The sequence below is a fragment of the Micromonospora sp. NBC_01412 genome (genome assembly GCF_045040215.1).
GTDB lineage: Bacteria > Actinomycetota > Actinomycetes > Mycobacteriales > Micromonosporaceae > Micromonospora > Micromonospora rubida.
The window spans coordinates 3767122-3784846 of record NZ_CP109528.1; the positions used below are offsets into that span (position 1 = coordinate 3767122).

The window sequence follows — 17725 nt, forward strand, 5'->3', positions numbered from 1 at the left end:
GCTGCGGCTGGACGCTCTCGTCGAGGGGAACCGACAGGTCAGCGGTAGCGACGATCATCAGACTGATCGCTGACAGAACGGACCTGAACTGCGAGTTGACATGCGGAGCTGCGGCGCCACCAGCCAACGGGGATGCGTCGGCGCCGACGGTTGAGTCTTCGAGCATCGCGGATGGTAAGACGGCCATCTCGGTCGGCGGCGCTGACAGCGTCTACTGTCAGACGCCCGTCAGCTCGTGAGCGTGCTTGTCAGAGCACGGAGAACAGCTGTCGGACCGACGGTCTCTGTCAGAGACACTGTCGCGGCGCGGTGACATCTGTTAGCGCGGGCTCTGCCATGACAGCGGACCTCTGACAGAAGTCGACCCCGGAAGACAGTGACAGCGTCACGACGACTGTCATGAGCTACGTCGACGAGTCGGAGGGTTGACAGCGCTGGCCAACCGGCGACCCCACCGGTCCTGGTCTCTGAGCGGCCGAGGGGCGGTGAGGCTTGGCTCCCGACAGGAGGATGCCCGGTTCATCCGACCGGTCGGGCAGACCGGAATACCGCGGGCCCAGCGGGCGGACTGTGAGTAGCAGTGGCCAGCGTTTTCTGTCCGGAGCAATAGTCAAGAGTTGTGGATGAGGAATCTTGATTAGGCGGCCGTGGCGGTGTTCGTGACGGCCTCGGTGGTGGGTCGTTCGAGGAGTTTGCCGTGTTCGAAGCGGGCGCCGGCGCGGACCAGGGCGACCAGGTGGGGTGCGTTGACCGCTCGCCACCGGTGTTGGGCGGCCTCGATGAGCTTGAACGCCATCGCGAGGCCGGCGGCCTTCGAGCCGGGGCCCTTGGTGACCTTCGTGCGGTGCCGGACCGTGGCGAAGGTCGACTCGATCGGGTTCGTGGTGCGCAGGTGCACCCAGTGCTCGGCGGCGAAGTCGTAGAACGCGAGGAGCTCGTCGAGGTCGTCGACGACCTTGGCGACGGCCCTGCCGAACTTCGCCCCGTAGGCCAGCTTGAACGCGGCCACGGCACGGCGGGCGTGGTCACAGCCCTCGGCGTTCCAGATCTCCGCGAGGGCCTTCTTCGCCCCTGGAGGGGCCGACTTCGGCAGCGCGGCCAGGACGTTGCCGATCTTGTGGAACCAGCAGCGCTGCTCCCGTGTCTCGGGGAACACCTCACGCAGCGCGTTCCAGAACCCGAGCGCGCCGTCACCGACGGCCAGGACCGGGGCGCGCATGCCCCGCCGTTTACAGTCGCGTAGCAGGTCGGCCCACGATCCGGTCGACTCCCGGTAGCCCTCCGCGAGGGCGACGAGTTCCTTACGGCCGCAGGCTCGGACGCCGACGATCACCAACAGGCACAGTTTCGCCTCGTCCAGGCGCACGTTCAGGTGCACGCCATCGGCCCACACGTACACGTAGTCGGCTGCCGACAGGTCCCGGGTGTTGAAGGCGCGGGCCTCGTCCTGCCACTGCACGGTCAGCCGGGTGATCGTGGCCGCGGACAACCCGGAGCTGGTGCCGAGGAACTGCTCCAGGGCGGGCACGAAGTCCTGCGAGGACAGGCCATGCAGATACAGCAGCGGCAGCACCTCGCTGACCTGCGGGGACCTGCGGCACCACGCCGGCAGGATCGCCGAGGCGAACCGCTTGCGTTCACCGGTGCTCTCCTCGACCCGCTTGTCGTTGACCCGTGGCGTGACCACCTCGACCGCCCCGGCGCTGGTGAGCACCTCCCGTGGCCTCGCGTGACCGTTACGCACCACCAGCCTGCGGCCCTGCTCATCCACCTGCTCGGCGTGCGCGGCGATGTACGCGGCGACCTCGGCCTCCAACGCCGCCGCGAGCATCCTGCGGGCACCGTCACGCACGATCTCGTCGATCAACGACCCGCCAGACACGGACACGGCCGGCTCGGACACGGTCGCTGGCGTGGGCTCTTCCGGGTTGACTACGGTAAGCACGGGCGTACCTTCCCGGCCCGCGTTGGCGCGCGGGCTCTACTCGATTCCTTGGACATGGAGCTCGCCGGGAGGGTACGCCCCACAGCGCTCATCCACAGGTTTCGAGCATTGCTCTCTGTCCGTTCTGTGCGGTCAGCCGTGGCCTTGTCAGCCGCTGTCAGGGGGCTGTGAGGCTGGGAAGTGTTCGCCAGAGCTGACAGAGCCCGGTTTGGGGGTGTGAGCGCATCGTGGCCGGCGAGCATGGCCGGCAGCCGGCCGGTCGATGTGGTTCACCTCAGCTCGCTTGGTCAGTCGCCGCAGCGAGCGCCCTCATCCCCGCGCCGGGTTCCCACAGCTCTGCGGTCACCGGCAGAAAGTGGCCGCCCCGGTCACCGCCGTCCCGCCGGCATCACCTGCGACATGTGGCGCTGCGCGGATGCGTGGGGGGCGGCGACGACGGTTGTCGGCTGTGGCTACCGCCGTCGGGGTCCCCACCAGGGCAGGATGGGCGGCAGATCGGCCAGGGGGTCGCTGGGTCGTCTCGGCGCGGCGAACCCGTCGTCGCCGTCCCAGCGGCGGCCGTACTGATCCGGTAGGTCGCCCCAGCCCCGGTACGGGATGGGTTGGGCGGCCACAAGGCCGAGTTCGTCGAGTGGGTCGATGCGGTTGCGGGCGACGGTGCACAGGTGGGCCCAGTCGTCGCCCATGTCGAACACGTAGGCGAACTGATCGCCCGGGGCGAGTCGGGTCAGTTTGGTCCTGTCGCTGTCCACCGCGCCGTCTGGTGTGTCTTCCCACGTCCGGAAGGAGCAGACCGGGGTCTGGTCGGCCAGGGTGAACAGCCGCAGGTGCGCGAGGTCCCAGCGGGCGAAGGCCAGGTCGATGGCATCGCCCAGTTGCTCGAACGTGTGCGATCTGGCGGCGGCGAGGATCCGGCCCGGCCGGGGCCAGTAGTCCTCGCCTCGCCCGGAGACGAGTTCGACCCGGATCGACAACCACGTCCTGGCCACCGTTCACCTCCTGCTGCCGCCGGCCGACCACGTTACCGCCGCGCCACGGCCCGTACCGCAGGACATGCCTCGCACCGTTCAGACCCGGCGTCCTTCGTCGCCGGGTCTATCACCATGCCACCGCGAGTTTCTTCATCAGGGAGACCGACCATGCGACCGCCACGACGAACCCGAACCGCTACGCCCGCCACCGGTGAGGCGTCCCGCTGTGAGGAGCGGCAGACTTGGACCGCCGAGCGGATCCGCGCGCTGGGTCCGAGCACCGACCTCGCCACGGCCGCCGCCATCCTGGGCATGTCCCGATCGGCCGCCTACAAGCTGGCCCGCCGCGACGCGTTCCCCACGCCGCTGTACCGGGTCGGTGCCCATTACCGGGTACCGACCGCGCCGATCATGGCCATGCTGCACCTGCCGCATCCGACCGGTCCCGGGCCGGACGCAGGGGACGCTGACAACCTCGGGGACCCGCCCTGACCGCCCTCAGCGTGTCAGCCACGTCCCGCAGTGCCCTCCGGTCTCGCCGGGACAGGAGGGCGGACCCCGCCGGCCGCAGCGTCGACCCCGCCGCCGGCCTGTGTCCGTCGATGACTTGATCGTCGCGGCGCGTCACGCGTGGATGTCGATCGACAAACCGATGCCGCACCACGAACCCGAGGAGCACCACAAGCTATGCCAGACGGGAGCATCTTCAAACGCTGCGGCTGCCGCCATCCCGATACCGGCAGGCCGTTGGGCAACGAGTGCCCGAAGCTCCGCCGTCCCAACCGGGCCTGGAGCTTCGAGCACGGTCACTGGGCCTACCAGCTGGAACTGCAGCCCACCAGTGACGGTCGCCGTCGGCAGTTGCGCCGGTCCGGGCTGTCGACCCGCCGTGACGCCGCCGCCGAGTTGGACCACGCGCGGGCCCTGCTCGCGCTCGTGGTCCGGGACCGGGGCCGCCGCACCGAGATCGCCGACCTGCTGCAGACCTGCGTGCGTACGGGCCGGCCGCTGCCCGAGGTCGACCGGATCCGGCAACGGCTGCGCGGTGACGGTTCGCTGGCTGACATGGTGACCGTCGGCGAGTACCTCACCGAGTGGCTCACCCACCTCACCGTCGATGACAACACCGCGTGTGGCTACGAGTCGCTCACCCGGGTGCACCTGATCCCGCACCTCGGAGAGATCCCGCTGGACAGGCTACGCACCGGCCACATCAAGGCCATGTTCGCCGCGATCGAACGCCGCAACCAGGAGATCCGTGCGGCGAAGGCCAGCGGCGACCCTGACGTGCGCGCGTCCGTCGTCGGTGTCCGGCCCACCGGCGCGTCGACCCGGCAGCGTATCCGCGCCTGCCTGCGTAAGGCCATCAATGACGCTCTCGCCGAGGAGGTGATCGTCGGTTCCAACCCCGCCGCGCTGGTCAAGGTTCCCGGCGACCGGCCGGTGCCGATCGTGTGGGAGGCCGAACGCGTACAACGGTGGAGAGCCACCGGGCAGGTTCCCGGACCGGTCATGGTGTGGACCGACGAGCAGATCGTCGCGTTCCTCGACCACGCCCGGGAGCACGCGCCCGACCTGTACCCGATGTGGCACCTCATGGCCTACCGGGGTCCCCGACGTGGCGAGGCCTGTGGGCTGCTCGACGCCGAGGTCCGCCTCGACAAGCGCGAGACGACGATCAACCACCAGATCGCCACCCACGGCTACACCGCCGTGCGCAAGAAGCCCAAGAGCAGGGCGGGCAACCGCGACCTCGCCCTCGACGCCGAGACGGTCAAGGTTCTCGCCGCCTACCGGGCCCGCCGCGCCCAGTGGCGCCTCGCCGCCGGCGAGGCGTGGCCTGACACCGGCCTGTTCTTCGTCCGCCCCGACGGCCAGCCGTGGCATCCCAGCGGGGTCACCCAACGGTTCCGTAGGCTCGTACGCCAGGCCGGGTTCCCGCCGACCCGCCTGCACGACCTGCGGCACAGCGCGGCCACCATCGCCCTCGCCGCCGGCGTCGACATCAAGGTCGTCTCCGAACAACTCGGCCACTCCACCACCACCCTCACCCGCGACACCTACCAGAGTGTCACCAGGAAGATGCACCACGACGCCGCCGACGCTGTCGCGAAGAAGATCCGACAGAACCGGCCCAGAACCGCGTAGCCGCCTGCGTGCCGCCGTCGGCGGGTCTCTACCGGCTCGGCTAGCGTGCGCGGCATGGTCGCGCGTTCGTCCGCTCGTGGTGCCGCCCGATGGCGGGCTCCCGCGGCACCGAAACTATCGGCGTCGCCGGACCTGACCTCCGCCGGGGACCTGACCATCGGCGACGAGGCGACGTTCGAGCGGCTGGACCTGGGCGACCTCGACCTGTCCGGGCGGTCGGCGGACGGGGCCGAGTTCACGCGGTGCCGCTTCACACGCACCGACATCAGCGGTACCCGACTGGAGGCAGCGCGGTTCACCGACTGCGGGTTCGAGGGTACGAACCTGGCGAACCTGCGGACGGAGAGGTCGTCGATGCTCCGGGTGCGGCTGTCGACGGCGCGGATGACGGGCCTGCAGTGGGTCAACGGGGCGCTGCGGGACGTCACGATCTCGGACTGCCGACTGGACCTGTCGTCGTGGCGGTTCTCCACCTTCTCGAGCGTGGCGTTCGAGGGCTGCAACCTGACCCGGGCCGACTTCCAGAACGCGGACCTGCGCGGCGCCCGCTTCACCGACTGCGACCTGACCGGCGCGCAGTTCTCCCAGGCGAGCATGGACGGTACCCGTTTCGCCGGCTGCGACCTCACCGGGATCGGCGGCGTGACCAGCATGACCGGCGCGATCCTCGCCCACCAGGATCTCGTTGCCCTGTCGTACGCCCTCGCCGGGGCATTGGGCGTCCGCATCGAGAACCCCGACGAGGAGTAGGCCTTTGCACCCGAAGCCGCATCGGAAGGGCTGCCTGGGTGGAAGCGCGTATCTCTGGTGTCATCTCGGTGGGCCGTGCCGACAGCGTCGTGTTCGACGTCGGGCGTGTCGGCCGCTTGATTTCCGCAACATCAACTGCGGCGTCGGCTAGATTCTGCGGCATGGGGTTGCTGGATGACGCGGTGGCGGTGCTGGACGAGCGGGGCGTGCTGGAGCCGCTGGGCGGGTTGATCCGGCAGGTGTACCGGCGGGCTGCGGACCGGCACGAGCCGGAGCTCGGCGACGACGCGATGAGTTTCGGCACCACGGTGTGGCGGAACCTGACGAACCTGGGCAAGGCGTCCTTCGACGGGGTCGACGGGGTGCGGGTGCGGGTGGAGGACAACTCCCTGGAGATCCTCTGCGCCGGGTACGTGGTGCGGCTGTACTCGTTGCAGGGTGGGATCGAGTCGATCCGGTGGGAGGGCAGCGAGGCCCGCCTCGGTGGGGCGGTGGAGAACAGCCGCGACGGGCAGTTGGCCTTCGACGACGCCGAGCAGTTCCCGGAGGTCTTCGCCGGTGTGGTGCCCCCGAAGCGGCACCTGCGGGTCGCGCACACCGGTGACATCACCACGGGTGAGGCGACGGCGTACCTTGGGTTGCCCCGCGACAACCGTGAGGGCGGGTCGCCGTGGTTCGAGGTGACGCTCTGGTTCGGTGACGCCGTCACGGTAGGGACCCCGCTGCCGATCGTCGGCGGCCCGGCCGGGGTGCCGGGGCAGCGGCACGACGAGCTGCCCGTCCCCGAGCTGCCGATCGGGACGCTGCGGCCCGCTGGCGGCGCCGGCCGTACTCTCGGTGTTGTCGCTGGCCGACGGGCGTGACGGGCGGGATTCGTCCGCCGGTGCCGGTTACCGCGGCCGTGGCGGGGTTCGAGCCGCACGCGCTGGGGTTGGCGCGGCGGTGGCGGCGGATGCGGAAGAACGAGTTGGCCCGGCAGGTCGGGGTGACGGCGGCGGCGGTCAGCCAGTACGAGCTGGGGCAGGCCCGCCCGTCGGCGGCGGTGCTGGCGCGGTTGGCGTTGGCGTTGGCGATGCCGGTGGAGTTCTTCGCCGCCGGTGTCCCGGCTCCGGCATCGCCTGGGCGGGCGCACTTCCGCAGCCTGCGGGCCACCAGCCAGGCGGAGCGGGACCAGGCGGAGGCGTTCGGTGAGGTCGCCTGGCGGGTGGTCGAGGTCGTGGGCCGGCAGCTGCGGCTGCCGGAGTTGCGGCTGCCGCAGCTCGACTGGCCGGAACCGGCGCGGGCCGAGGACGTCCGCGCGGTCGCCGCGGCGGCACGTGCGGAGTTCGGGCTCGACGACGGTCCGGTGCCGCACATGGTGCGGCTGTTGGAGGCGCACGGGGTGATCGTGTTGTCCCTGCCGGACGCCTCCGAACGGGTCGACGCGTTCTCGCACTGGTACGGCCAGCGGCCGTTCGTCTTCCTCAACCCGGCCAAGAACGACAAGGCCCGCTCCCGGATGGACGCCGCCCACGAACTCGGCCACCTGCTGCTGCACCACGACGCCGAGCCGGGCAGCCAGATCCTGGAACGGGAGGCCACCGCCTTCGCCTCCGAGTTCCTCGCCCCCAGCACTACCCTGGCAGGCGAGCTTCCCGCCCGTCTGGACTTCGACCGGCTGCACGAGCTGAAACGCCGCTGGGGCATCAGCCTGAAAGCCCTCGTGTACCGGGGACACGAACTCGGCATCTACCGGGACCACACCTACCGGCGCGGGATGAGCCTGCTCGCCCAGTGGGGCCACCCCGAACCCGGCGACCTCGGCCCCCGCGAACAACCCTCCCTCCTCGGCAGGGCCGTCGACCTCCTCGACCAACAGCGCACGACCATCGAGGACCTCGCCGCACAGGCCGGCCTACCGGCAGCCCTCGCCCGTACCGTGATCGACGCCGCCACCGAACACCTCCCCGAACTGCGAGTCACTCCAGCCAGCCCCTGACGGAGCCGCGAGCCGGCGCTCTGTCGGCGTTCTGCCCTGTCGGGCGGCGGGACTACTTCCCGCCTGGGGCGCCTACTCAGGCGGCGTAGCGGTGGGCACCGTCGGCTCGGTGTGATGGCTGTCCCACACCCACTGTTCGTCGCCGTGGTCCACGAGGGTGCTGCACCGGTAGCGCAGCAGGTCCACGTCCGTGCTCGGGTCCGGGCCGCCGGGATGTGGAGGCGTCATGTCCAGAGCGGCGTCCGCGTTGTAGACCAGCCGGTCGGCCAGCCGGTAGTCACGGCGGAAGTCCGTGCGCCACTGCGAATTGCCGCCCCAGCCGTGGGACAGGTCAGCCACCTGCCGGTACCGCCGCCGCCACGCCCAGTACAACGTCGAGGTCGAGGTGAGCGCGGGATCCAGGTGACGGGCACCGGCACGGACGCTCACGCCGCCACGCATGAGCAGCAGCGACCCGATGAGACAACCCGGCCACCACTGCCCGACCAACACCGGCGGCGCCTGCGGATCGTCCGCCGGCTCGACCCCGACGATCTCGTGCAGGAACGGATGGAACCATTCCCCCTCCGGGAACGTGCCACCGATCGCCGCGACGAACCGCCGGTACGCCGATGACGGAAGCCAGTCCACGGGGTCACCGGGGTCGGTGGCGGGCGGCTGGCTGGGCAGGATCAGCAACTCCATCACCCTGCTCAACGCGTACAACGTCCACAGGTCCTCGTGCGCCAGCGCGACGGCAGCCATCCTCGCCTCGCCGACCTGCCGCAACGCCGCCAAGATCGACGAGTGGGAAGTAACCCACGGATCGAGGACGTCCCGACCCCATGCGCTGCCGCTGTAGTCGAGGGTCGGCTCGAACAGGCCGAACCTGACCTCGTGCCAAGCGCCGTCCGGGAACACCATCTCGGCTTTCACGACCGCCAGTCTCCCGACCGATGATCAGCGCGTCGAGCGAGATCCGACCACCCCCGCCGCTCCACCTCCGCAGGCAACGGGACACGCCGACCGGGTCGGCGAAGTCGGCGTACGGGAAGCCGGTTCGGGGCGGACCGGCTTCCCGACTCGACATATGGGCCCCTACGTCAACGGAACCAGTCGCAGGTGAGGCTCCCCCGGCTTGCCGAAGGGAGTTGGTTATCTGGCACCGACGGGCTCAGGTTGAACGATAGCGGTCTCGGTGTGCTGGGCCTGGTGGCGCGCCGGGTTGCGGGAAGCGGGGGCAACAGGGGAGTACACGACGTTGCTCCCAGGCAGGAAGGGGTCCCCTCCCGATCAGGAGGGGTGTCTGGGCCGGGTAGGGACGGCACGGAGGGTCTGTCAGGGGGCGTGTGCAGCACTGACAGCCCTGGTCAGCACTGTTCTGCGGGTGTCCGGCGGTCACGGGTGACGATCCCGGTGACGAGCCGGTGCGCGACCAGGGCGACGCCACCGTCTGACAGGGACTCTCAGTGTCGGTCGATCTTCGGACGGGACCGACGTTCGTCGGGCTTGCGGCTGAGCCCTCGACGAGGTCGTCGACGGGCGCTGGTGTCCTGGCTCGGTGCCGCCGCGGCGGCGGTCTGGCGGGAGCGACTCCGGACCGCTCTGAAGGACTTGATCTCGGGCCGAATGCGAGCGTGAATCGTCTTGGTCGACGTCGGAACCGGCAGTACCCCGCAGGGGTGTGGCTGTGGCGGCGACCGTACTCACGTCGATCGACACGAGAGGCGAGCCATGTCCGCTGCGAACACCGCCCACGACCCGGTTCACGACGCCCCACGAGACGTCACGGATGTTCTGCTGTGGCGTACGGCCGCCAGAGTCATCGCCGTTCACCAACCGCAGCCGGGACAGCCGGACCGCTGTGCGAGCCTGCTCTGCGTCGGGCAGCACTACCCGTGCCTGCCGGTACGGGCTGCCCAGCGAGCCCAGCAAATCAGCCGCCGTCGCCTGCCGACGACCGCCGAGACGCACACGCCGTCAACCACCCGCCGGGATCCGACGGCGGTGGCCGACCTTTCCGCAGCCCGTCCGCCACGTCGCCGGTTCATCGACTGGTACGCCGACACCCGAGCCACGATCGACCACGCGAGAGCGTCGGGGCGGCTCGCGGCCCCGGTTCCCGGCCTTGCGCCGTCGCTGCAGGCGGCTACGGCCTTCTCTGCTCGTATCGGTGGCATTTCGACTGCTTGATGCCTACAGCGTGACCGCGAAATCGGCTCGGTTCGCTGGCAGGGGTCTGGTTGGACGCCGCGACAACGGTGCTGAACGAGCGGGATTGCGCGAACCGCCAGGTGGGTGGATTCGTCAAGCTTACCGGAGTGCTGTGGTCGGGCACGAGCCAAATCGGTGACGCCGCGGATGAACTGCGGCACGACCACACTCCAAGGGCAGTCAAGAGGTGCGGTGTCAGAGTCGGACATTGTCGGTGTCGAGTTCCGACAACGCGAGCGAGACCCCACCTCGACGACGTACCACTCCTGCTGTTCTCCTAATGCGCAGCCGGCACTGCGCGGATCCCGCACGCCAGTCACGATTCTGGCCCCGGCGACCGGCCGGTGCCGATCGTGTGGGAGGCCGAACGCGTACAGCGGTGGAAGACCACCGGGCAGGTTCCCGGACCGGTCATGGTGTGGACCGACGAGCAGATCGTCGCGTTCCTCGACTACGCCCGCGAGCACGCGCCCGACGTGTACCGATGTGGCACTTCATGGCCTACCGCGGGCCCCGCAGGGGCGAGGCATGCGGGCTGCTCGACGCCGAGGTCCGCCTCGACAAGCGCGAGACGACGATCAACCACCAGATCGCCAACCACGGCTACACCGCCGTGCGCAAGAAGCCCAAGAGCAGGGCAGGTAACCGCGACCTCGCCCTCGACACCGAAACCGTCAAGGTGTTCGCCGCCTACAAGGCCCGCCGCGCCGAGTGGCGCCTCGCCGCCGGCGAGGCGTGGCCCGACACCGGCCTGTTCTTCGTCCGCCCCAACGGCCAGCCCTGGTATCCCAACGGGGTCACCCAACGGTTCCGCAAGCTCGTACGCCAGGCCGGATTCGCCCCGATCCGCCTGCACGACCTGCGGCACAGCGCGGCCACCATCGCCCTCGACGCCGGCGTCGACATCAAGGTCGTCTCCGAACAACCCGGCCACTCCACCACCACCCTCACCCGCGACACCTACCAGAGCGTCACCAAGAAAATGCACCACAACGCCGCCGACGCCGTCGCCAAGAAGATCAACCGAAACCGCCGCGAGACCGCATAGCTGAGAGCGACACCAGCCGAGCCTCTGCTCAGCGGCAGGCCCGACATGGAAGGGGTCTTCTACCCGCAGTCCCATCGGGTGAGTCCGAGTAGATTCCTGGCCACGATCCTGACGTTCTCGCCCACTCGCGGAGATCCGACCATGCGTTCGATCATGGGCTCGAACTGTTGCCACCGGCAGTAGAAGGCGGCAGCAAGTGCTGCGAGCTGGACAAATGGGTCCGACTCTTCGAGGCCCGCACACACCGCGTTGTAGATCGTCTGGTCGTAGCAGGGAGTCGCGGTTGCCGCCACAAGATGGAGCGCGGCTTTCCGATCTTCGGCGGATCGGGCCACGGACAGCCGATCGATGATCTCAGCCGGGGAGAAGATGGGAAACGCTTCCCGGACGTGGGCCGCCAGAACACCGTGCTCGTCTCCGGCAATCACCATGTAGCAGCGGTTGAGGGTTGCGCTCTGCACCAGCTTGACCGCGCCGCTGCCGCCGATGTGCCAGAGGAAGGCGGGGGATTCGTCCTGGCTGGCTGTCCGCGCCGATCTCTGGTCCAGCTTCCAACCATGCCTCTGCGCGAGGCGCGAGAAGTCTTCGAACGTGACCTTGTGGCGGGGAACCAGATTCGTCTCTGCCATCCGATAGTCCTTCGGGTTGTGCTTCATGTGTTGAAGGAGGGCGTGGCGTTGATGGTTGCGTCGCGCCAGGCGTCGATGATGTTGGCGGGGATGCGGCCAAGGGGTTTGACCTGGTAGCCGTTGTCGGCGGCCCAGTCGCGTACGGCGGCTGCGTCGACGCCGCTCTTGGCGCCGGCTCGTCGGGTGGGGGTGGTGGTGGGAGAGGTGTGCGCGGTGGGTGGGGTGGCGTCGCGGTCGAGTGAGTGGAGTCGGGCGCGGGCTTCGGCGAGTTGTTGTTCGAGGGAGGTGACCTCGGCGTCGATGCGGTGCCGTCGGGCGTGGTATTCGTCCTGTACGCGTTGGGCGAGGTCGGCGGCGAGGGTGTGGATCTTCTCGGCGAGCGCGCGGGTGCGGCCGTTCTCCGAGCGCAGCGCCTGGGAGAGCAGGTGATCCACGCTGACCGTCGCTGGCAAGGCTTCGCTTGCGTTCAAGGCCGACACGGTGTGGGCGGACACGGCCTCGCCGGGCGCTGGGCCACGGTCGCCCCTCGCCAGTCGTCGCAGCTCGGCGAGGCGCTCGTAGGTCAGCGGTGTTGTCATGGGTTGGGCACTTTCGATGCGTCGCGGAAGTCTCGACGGGGGCCGGTGGCTACGGCAGTAGGCAGTCCGGGGTGGGTGAAGGTTTCCGCCAGGTGCAGGTGCTCGACGGGCACGCCGGCGAGGGGGAGGCGGTGTCGGGCGTGGTCGATGAGCGCGGGTGGGCCGGCGACGTAGACGTGCTGACCGGGCCGGTAGTGGTCCAGGACCGCGGTCAACACGTCGGCCCGGGCGGCCGGGTCGACGAGCGGGTCTTCGGAGAAGGTGGGTCTGATGGCCAGCCAGTCCTGGTGGGCCGTCTGGAGTGTGTCGAGGGTGATGCTGTCGTAGAGGTCGTCGAGGGTGCAGGCGCCGACGATGAGGGTGACCGGCGTCGGATGCCAGTGGTGGCGAGGTGTTCGACGAGGGCGCGTAGCGGTGCCAGGCCGGTGCCGCCGGCGGCCAGGAGCAGATCCCCGTGGTCGCTGGGGTCGAGGGTGAGCCCCGCATGGTAAGGAGGGCCGAGCCACACGCGTTCGCCGACGGTGGCGTGCTGGGCGAGCAGCGGTGAGACGGGCCCGCTGGTGATCGCGCGGATGTGCAGCTCGATGGTGCCGTCGGGGCGTGGTGTGTTGGCTGGGGAGTACCACCGCCACACCCCAGGCCGGCGGGATGTCGTGACGGGGACGGCTTGGCCGGCCTCGAAACGCACGCGGTGTCGGGGGCGCAGGGTGAGGATGGTGATGGTGTCGGCCGCCTGGTGGCGGTCGATGATCTCGGCGGCCGTCCAGGCGGGACCGGCGGTCAGGCGGCCGGTGGCGCGGTGGGTGAGGTTCAGGGCGTGGTGGCCGTGACGGCTCCACCGCTCGGCCATGGCGGGTGTCCAGGGGGCGGGTGCGAAGCGGGCGACGGTGGCGGTGAGGGCGTCGACGAGCACCTCGTGGTGGTAGGGCTGTAGGCCCAGGTGCCGGTAGGTGGGAGCGAACGCCGCCAGGAGGGCGGTGCGACCGGCGTGGTCGTCATCGCCGGCGATGAGACTGCCGAGGGTGGCCAGGAACAGGGGCGCCTCGCGCTCGGGCAGGAGCGTCATCCGGCGGTCGGCCAGCAGGCCCCAGAAGTGGTCGGCGGCATGGTTGATACAGGGACTGAGGGCCGTCCAAGAGGCGCAGATACCGGCCGGAGAGGCAGCGGACGGTGTCACGAGACCGACTCCTTGATCCTGATCAGGATGGGTTGGTGGGTGGCCGTCACCGCTTGGTCCCTTGTTGTGGACGTCGTTGGGTGCAGACGGCGGGGTGGTTGAGGCTGGGTGGGGCGGCGATGGCGGCTGTGACGGCTGTGGAGAGGGCGTCGCCGGGTGGTAGGTATCTGGCGACGCCGACGTGCGCGCTGGTGAGGCATCGGGTGGCCAGGTCGTGGTGTCCGCAGTCGCGGTAGAGACCGCCGAGGCCGGTCAGGGCCCGCAGAGCCAGTCGGCTGGGGTGGCCGTACCGGTGGCGGGCGGCGGCGTGCACGGCCGCGAGGTCCCGTAGTCCGGTGTCGCAGTCACCGAGGGTGTGCCGCAGGTGGGCGAGGGCAGCGCGGACCCGCAGCGTCTCGGCGTGGTCGTCGCCGAGCGTCCGGGTCGTGGCCGTGATGAGGTCCTGGTACACGGCGACGGCGAGATGGGGTTCCCCGGTCTGGGCGGCGAGGGAGGCAAGCAGCGCGGCGGTTCGCATCCTGTGCGGGTCGTCGATGGCTAGGTGGCGGTTGAGGCGGTGGGCGTAGTGCGCCCAGTTGTAGGCGTCGGTCAGGGCGCCGGCTGCTCGCAGCGCCGTGCTGCGTCGCACCGCGTCGGCTGCTCCGTCTTGCCTGCCGGTGGGAGCGTCGTGCGAATGATGGTGCGCTGTTGTTGGCGGTGGTGGCGCGTGGCGGCTTTGCAGGGTGGGCATGGGGCGGCTTTCTTCGGCGGTCGGTGGTGCGGCCGGCGGCGAGGCGCTGGGGGAGCGCCCCGCCGCCGGCCACTGGCCGGCGTGTCTTCCCGCGCGTTGGTTATGCGGTGACAGGGGCCGGCCCGGCAGCCGCTGGGGTCGGCTGCCGTTGTCGCCCCAACGGCCGGCGTGCGAACCGGCACCGAGGTGGGGCGACTCGACCGGAGGGCGGACAGCGTCCACCCACCGGCGGGTCAGTGCTGCTTCCTCGGGCGTATCGCCCGAGGCGGTGGTGGCCAGGGGGACCGCCGAGACGGCGGCGGGCAGGCCGGCAAGCGGCACGGCGGTGATGCGCAGGTGGCCCTGTGTCGGGCGGGACGGCTGGGCGGCGGCGGTGGGCGAGAAGGGCGGCGGGCTCACGTGGATCGTTCCTCAGGAGGATGGGCAAGCTGGTCAGCGGTAGGCGGCGGTGGCGAGGTCACCAACGGCGGTGTCCACGGCGGTGGTGATGTCCCGTACGGGCCGGTAGTGCTGGTCGGCCACCGCGGTGAGGCGTGCCGTCAGTGAGGCGGTGTCGTCGTCGAGGTACAGATGGGTGACCAGGCCGAGGGTGGCGACGAGGCCCGCGAGGGCGGCCGTGTGGTTGTCAGGCCGCTCACGGCCTTTGGCGAGGTAGCAGAGCCGGGCTCGGGGAATCACCGACCACCTGGCGTGGGTGGGCAGGTACGACGCACGGTGGACGAGCCCACCGAGACGCCGCCGACGGTGCTGGTGCAGGATCCCGGTGGTCACCAGGCCGGCGCGGGTGCGCTCGTACAGGTCGACGGCGAACCCCCGCAGCCATACCCGCAGCGGCGGGGCGGGCCGCGCGTGGCGGAGCGAGGCGATGGCCGCGTCGGCGATCAGATCGCCGACGGGCCGGTCGCTGTGTAGGCGGAGTCGCTGGTCGGGAACCGGGCGGGTGGCGTCATTCGGGTCGAGGGTGACCCGCCCGGCCAGAAACAGGTCGATCAGGACCGCGCCGGCCAAGCCCAGGGCGAGGGCCCTGCGGTGTACATGCAGCCGGCCGGTGTCGTCGTTGTGGCCAAGGAGGAACAGCTCGTCGCGCAGCGGCAGGCGGGGCACTCCGGTCATCGTCCGCGCCTACCGCAGCCCGGCCGCGAGTCGCCGCATGCGACCGTGCGCCCCCTGATAAGCGGCGCCGGGTACGGGGAGCAGCGCCTTGTCGACCGCGGCGAGGACGGTGTAGTTCGGGTCGCACACGTTCCCGATCGGCGCCCGCCCCGCCTGTGACACGAGCTGGTAGGCGTCGAGGACGTGCAGGCCGGTCAGCGCACTGGTCCAGCCGACGAGGTCGTGGTGGGCGACACGGTAGGCGTCCTCCAGAGGACGAGCGCAGCCGACCGACATGATCGACATATCGGTCTCCAGCCGCGGCCACGGCGTCGGCACACCCTTGACCACCTCAACGATGAGAGTGGTGGTCGTGGCGATCTCCACTCCGGTGCCGCACGCCTCGCCCTCGCCCTGGCGGGCATGCCCGTCACCGAGGGCCAGCATCGCCCCGTGCACGTTCACCCCCAGATAGAGGGTGGCGCCGGCGCGTAGCTGCGGGGTGTCTAGGTTCCCGCCGTGGGAGTCGGGGACGATCGTGGAGCGGGCCTCGAACCCGCCGGGCGCGACCCCGATGGTGCCGATCATCGGGTCCAGGGGCAGGTCGACGCTGTGGTCGCTGCCGGTGGCCTGGAACCGCACCGTCCGCGTCTGCTGGTCGATCCCGTACACCCACACCCGCTCCTCTAACGGCGGCTGCAGGGTGGCGGTGCGGGACGTCGAGGTCAGCGCCCCGAAGTGCGGGAACGTCGTCGACACACCCCAGTCCCGAGCCGGCGTGATCGCGGCGATATGCACGGCGAGGGTGTCACCGGGCTCGGCGTCCTCGACGAAGAAAGGCCCGGACACCGGGTTCAGGTACGGCATGCGGCACACCTCCGACGGCAGGTCTGCCGGACCCCGCACGAGCCCGCCGAAGCAGTCCTGCGTGAACACCTCCAGCACATCCCCGGAGCGAACGTGGGCCACGGGCAGACGAGCACCGAAGGTGTGCGCCAGTTCCCCCGGGCCCGGCCGGTAGACGATCCTGTCCACGCCGGTCACACCCGCTCCACGTCGCGGCGCGCCGGCTGGGCCGGCACCAGGCCGGACAGCACGGGACGCCGGCCGGCCAGGTAGAGGCCGGCGAGCACCACCATTCCGAGTCCGAGCCACACCAGACCGAGACGCTGGGCGGCGATGTTCGCGTTGACCACCACGTAGGCGAGAATCGTGAACCCCAGCGTGGGCATGACCAGGTGCGCCCACCAGTTCCGGCTGCGCCGACGGACGAGATGGTGCACCACCACCGACACGTGCAGCACCAGGAACGCGACCATCGCCCCGAAGTTGACCAGCGACGACAACACCGTCACCCCGTCCGACCGACCCGCCATGTACAGGCCCAGGACCAAGGAGACAAAGCCGGTGAGAAGGGTCGCGTTGACCGGCACACTCCGACGGGGCGACACCCTCGCCAGGAACCGGGGAAGCTGCCGGTCGCGGGCCATGGCGTAGAGCAACCGGCTGGTGGCGACCTGGGCGACCATCGAGTTCGGCAACCCCCATGCGACCGCCGTCGCCACCGCGCACACCGTCGCCAACCAGCCCCCACCCGCAACCCGCGCGGCGTCGTAGAACGCCGTTCCCGCCGGGTCGCCGTCGGTGAGCAGGGCGTCCGGGTCGGGAACGAGCATCGCGGCCAGCCACGTCTGCCCGACGAACAACACCCCCGCGAGGACGAGGACGGCGGCCATCGCCCGCCCGACCTGCCGGGGCCCGCCCCTGGTCTCCTCGGCGAGCATGGAGATGCCGTCGAAGCCGAGGAACGACAACACCGCGATCGACACCGCCCCGGCCACCACCGACCAGCCGAACGTGTCGGAGTCGTAGAACGCCTCCCAGCTCAACCGACCCTTGCCCGCGGCGAGGGCACCGGCCGCGACGACCAGGAACACCGCCAACACCAGCAGCTCACCGACGAGCATGACCCGCGTGACGAGCGCCGTCATCCGGATCCCCACCGAGTTGACCACGGTGTTCACCACGACGAAGCCCAGCAGCCAACACCACACCGGCACCGACGGCACACTCGCGTGCATCGCCACCGACGCCACCAGATACAACAGACCCGGCACCAGCACGTAGTCCAGCAGGATCACCCAGCCCGCCAGGAACCCCACCGGCGCACCGATCCCACGCCCCGCGTAGTTGTAGACGCTGCCCGACATCGGAAACGCCCGCACCATCTGCGCGTACGAGAACGCGGTGAACACCAACGCCACCACACCCACCACGTACGCCAGCGCCACCATCCCACCCGACCCCGCGTACACACTGCCGAAGATCGCCATCGGCGCGATCGGCACCATGTACACCAACCCGTACGCCACCAGGTCCCGGAACCTCAGCCCCCGGGCCAGCTCCTGCCGATAGCCGTAGCGGCCCAACTCGTTCTGCTCATGCATCAGCGAGCCTCTCCATGTAGATCAACTGCACGCGCCTGA

The 17725-nt window shown here is 70.2% G+C and carries 17 protein-coding genes; 6 read left to right on the plus strand and 11 right to left on the minus strand.

Going from position 1 to position 17725, the window contains the following annotated elements; translation table 11 throughout:
- Positions 1-637: 637 nt before the first annotated feature.
- Together OG617_RS17335 and OG617_RS17340 are read right to left on the minus strand one after the other, a co-directional pair.
- Positions 638-1945, minus strand: a complete 1308-nt coding sequence (locus tag OG617_RS17335; protein WP_405103034.1) for an IS256 family transposase — start codon at positions 1943-1945, stop codon at positions 638-640.
- Positions 1946-2397: 452 nt separating this feature from the next.
- Entirely contained in the window at positions 2398-2934 is a 537-nt protein-coding gene (locus OG617_RS17340; RefSeq protein WP_405103036.1) for an IS1096 element passenger TnpR family protein, read from the minus strand.
- Positions 2935-3084: 150 nt separating this feature from the next.
- Between OG617_RS17340 and OG617_RS17345 the strand changes: the two genes are divergently transcribed.
- The 5 genes from OG617_RS17345 to OG617_RS17365 all read left to right on the plus strand — a co-directional run bounded on the left by OG617_RS17345 (position 3085) and on the right by OG617_RS17365 (position 7792).
- On the plus strand, positions 3085-3408 hold the full coding sequence (locus OG617_RS17345) for a helix-turn-helix domain-containing protein (protein ID WP_405103038.1): 324 nt from the start codon (positions 3085-3087) through the stop codon (positions 3406-3408).
- A gap of 195 nt (positions 3409-3603) precedes the next feature.
- A complete protein-coding gene (locus OG617_RS17350; RefSeq protein ID WP_405103040.1) occupies positions 3604-5064 on the plus strand; it encodes a tyrosine-type recombinase/integrase in 1461 nt (486 codons plus the stop codon).
- 54 nt (positions 5065-5118) lie between these two features.
- A complete protein-coding gene (locus OG617_RS17355) occupies positions 5119-5814 on the plus strand; it encodes a pentapeptide repeat-containing protein (protein ID WP_405103042.1) in 696 nt (231 codons plus the stop codon).
- A gap of 161 nt (positions 5815-5975) precedes the next feature.
- Positions 5976-6677: a hypothetical protein gene (locus OG617_RS17360; RefSeq protein WP_405103044.1), complete on the plus strand. Its 702-nt coding sequence runs from the start codon at positions 5976-5978 to the stop codon at positions 6675-6677.
- Between the two features lie 20 nt (positions 6678-6697).
- Positions 6698-7792, plus strand: coding sequence for an XRE family transcriptional regulator (locus OG617_RS17365; protein WP_405103046.1), 1095 nt, complete (start codon positions 6698-6700; stop codon positions 7790-7792).
- A 72-nt stretch (positions 7793-7864) separates the two neighbouring features.
- Here the strand turns inward: OG617_RS17365 and OG617_RS17370 are convergent, their stop codons facing one another.
- Positions 7865-8707 carry a hypothetical protein gene (locus tag OG617_RS17370; protein ID WP_405103048.1) on the minus strand — a complete coding sequence of 281 codons (843 nt, stop codon included), beginning with the start codon at positions 8705-8707 and terminating at the stop codon, positions 7865-7867.
- 1774 nt (positions 8708-10481) lie between these two features.
- On the opposite strand from OG617_RS17370, the gene OG617_RS17375 reads away from it, so the two are divergent.
- A complete protein-coding gene (locus tag OG617_RS17375; protein ID WP_405103050.1) occupies positions 10482-11033 on the plus strand; it encodes a site-specific integrase in 552 nt (183 codons plus the stop codon).
- A 59-nt stretch (positions 11034-11092) separates the two neighbouring features.
- Here OG617_RS17375 and OG617_RS17380 read toward each other — a convergent pair whose 3' ends face one another.
- The 8 genes from OG617_RS17380 to OG617_RS17415 form a co-directional block, all read right to left on the minus strand.
- Positions 11093-11662, minus strand: coding sequence for a hypothetical protein (locus OG617_RS17380; RefSeq protein ID WP_405103052.1), 570 nt, complete (start codon positions 11660-11662; stop codon positions 11093-11095).
- Between the two features lie 23 nt (positions 11663-11685).
- The gene (locus tag OG617_RS17385) at positions 11686-12240 is read right to left on the minus strand and encodes a histone-like nucleoid-structuring protein Lsr2 (protein ID WP_405103054.1); all 555 of its coding nucleotides are present in this window, start codon (positions 12238-12240) and stop codon (positions 11686-11688) included.
- Complete coding sequence (locus OG617_RS17390) at positions 12237-12557, minus strand: hypothetical protein (RefSeq protein ID WP_405103767.1); 321 nt, start codon at positions 12555-12557, stop codon at positions 12237-12239. The genes OG617_RS17385 and OG617_RS17390 overlap by 4 nt, the downstream gene beginning before the upstream one ends.
- The gene (locus tag OG617_RS17395) at positions 12452-13417 is read right to left on the minus strand and encodes an FAD-binding oxidoreductase (protein WP_405103056.1); all 966 of its coding nucleotides are present in this window, start codon (positions 13415-13417) and stop codon (positions 12452-12454) included. Before OG617_RS17395 ends, OG617_RS17390 begins: the two co-directional genes overlap by 106 nt.
- 46 nt (positions 13418-13463) lie before the next feature.
- Complete coding sequence (locus OG617_RS17400; protein ID WP_405103058.1) at positions 13464-14045, minus strand: hypothetical protein; 582 nt, start codon at positions 14043-14045, stop codon at positions 13464-13466.
- Positions 14046-14579: 534 nt separating this feature from the next.
- Complete coding sequence (locus tag OG617_RS17405; protein WP_405103060.1) at positions 14580-15260, minus strand: GPP34 family phosphoprotein; 681 nt, start codon at positions 15258-15260, stop codon at positions 14580-14582.
- 9 nt (positions 15261-15269) lie between these two features.
- Entirely contained in the window at positions 15270-16283 is a 1014-nt protein-coding gene (locus OG617_RS17410; protein ID WP_405103062.1) for an acetamidase/formamidase family protein, read from the minus strand.
- Entirely contained in the window at positions 16280-17686 is a 1407-nt protein-coding gene (locus OG617_RS17415; protein ID WP_405103064.1) for an APC family permease, read from the minus strand. The genes OG617_RS17410 and OG617_RS17415 overlap by 4 nt, the downstream gene beginning before the upstream one ends.
- Between the last annotated feature and the right edge of the window lie 39 nt (positions 17687-17725).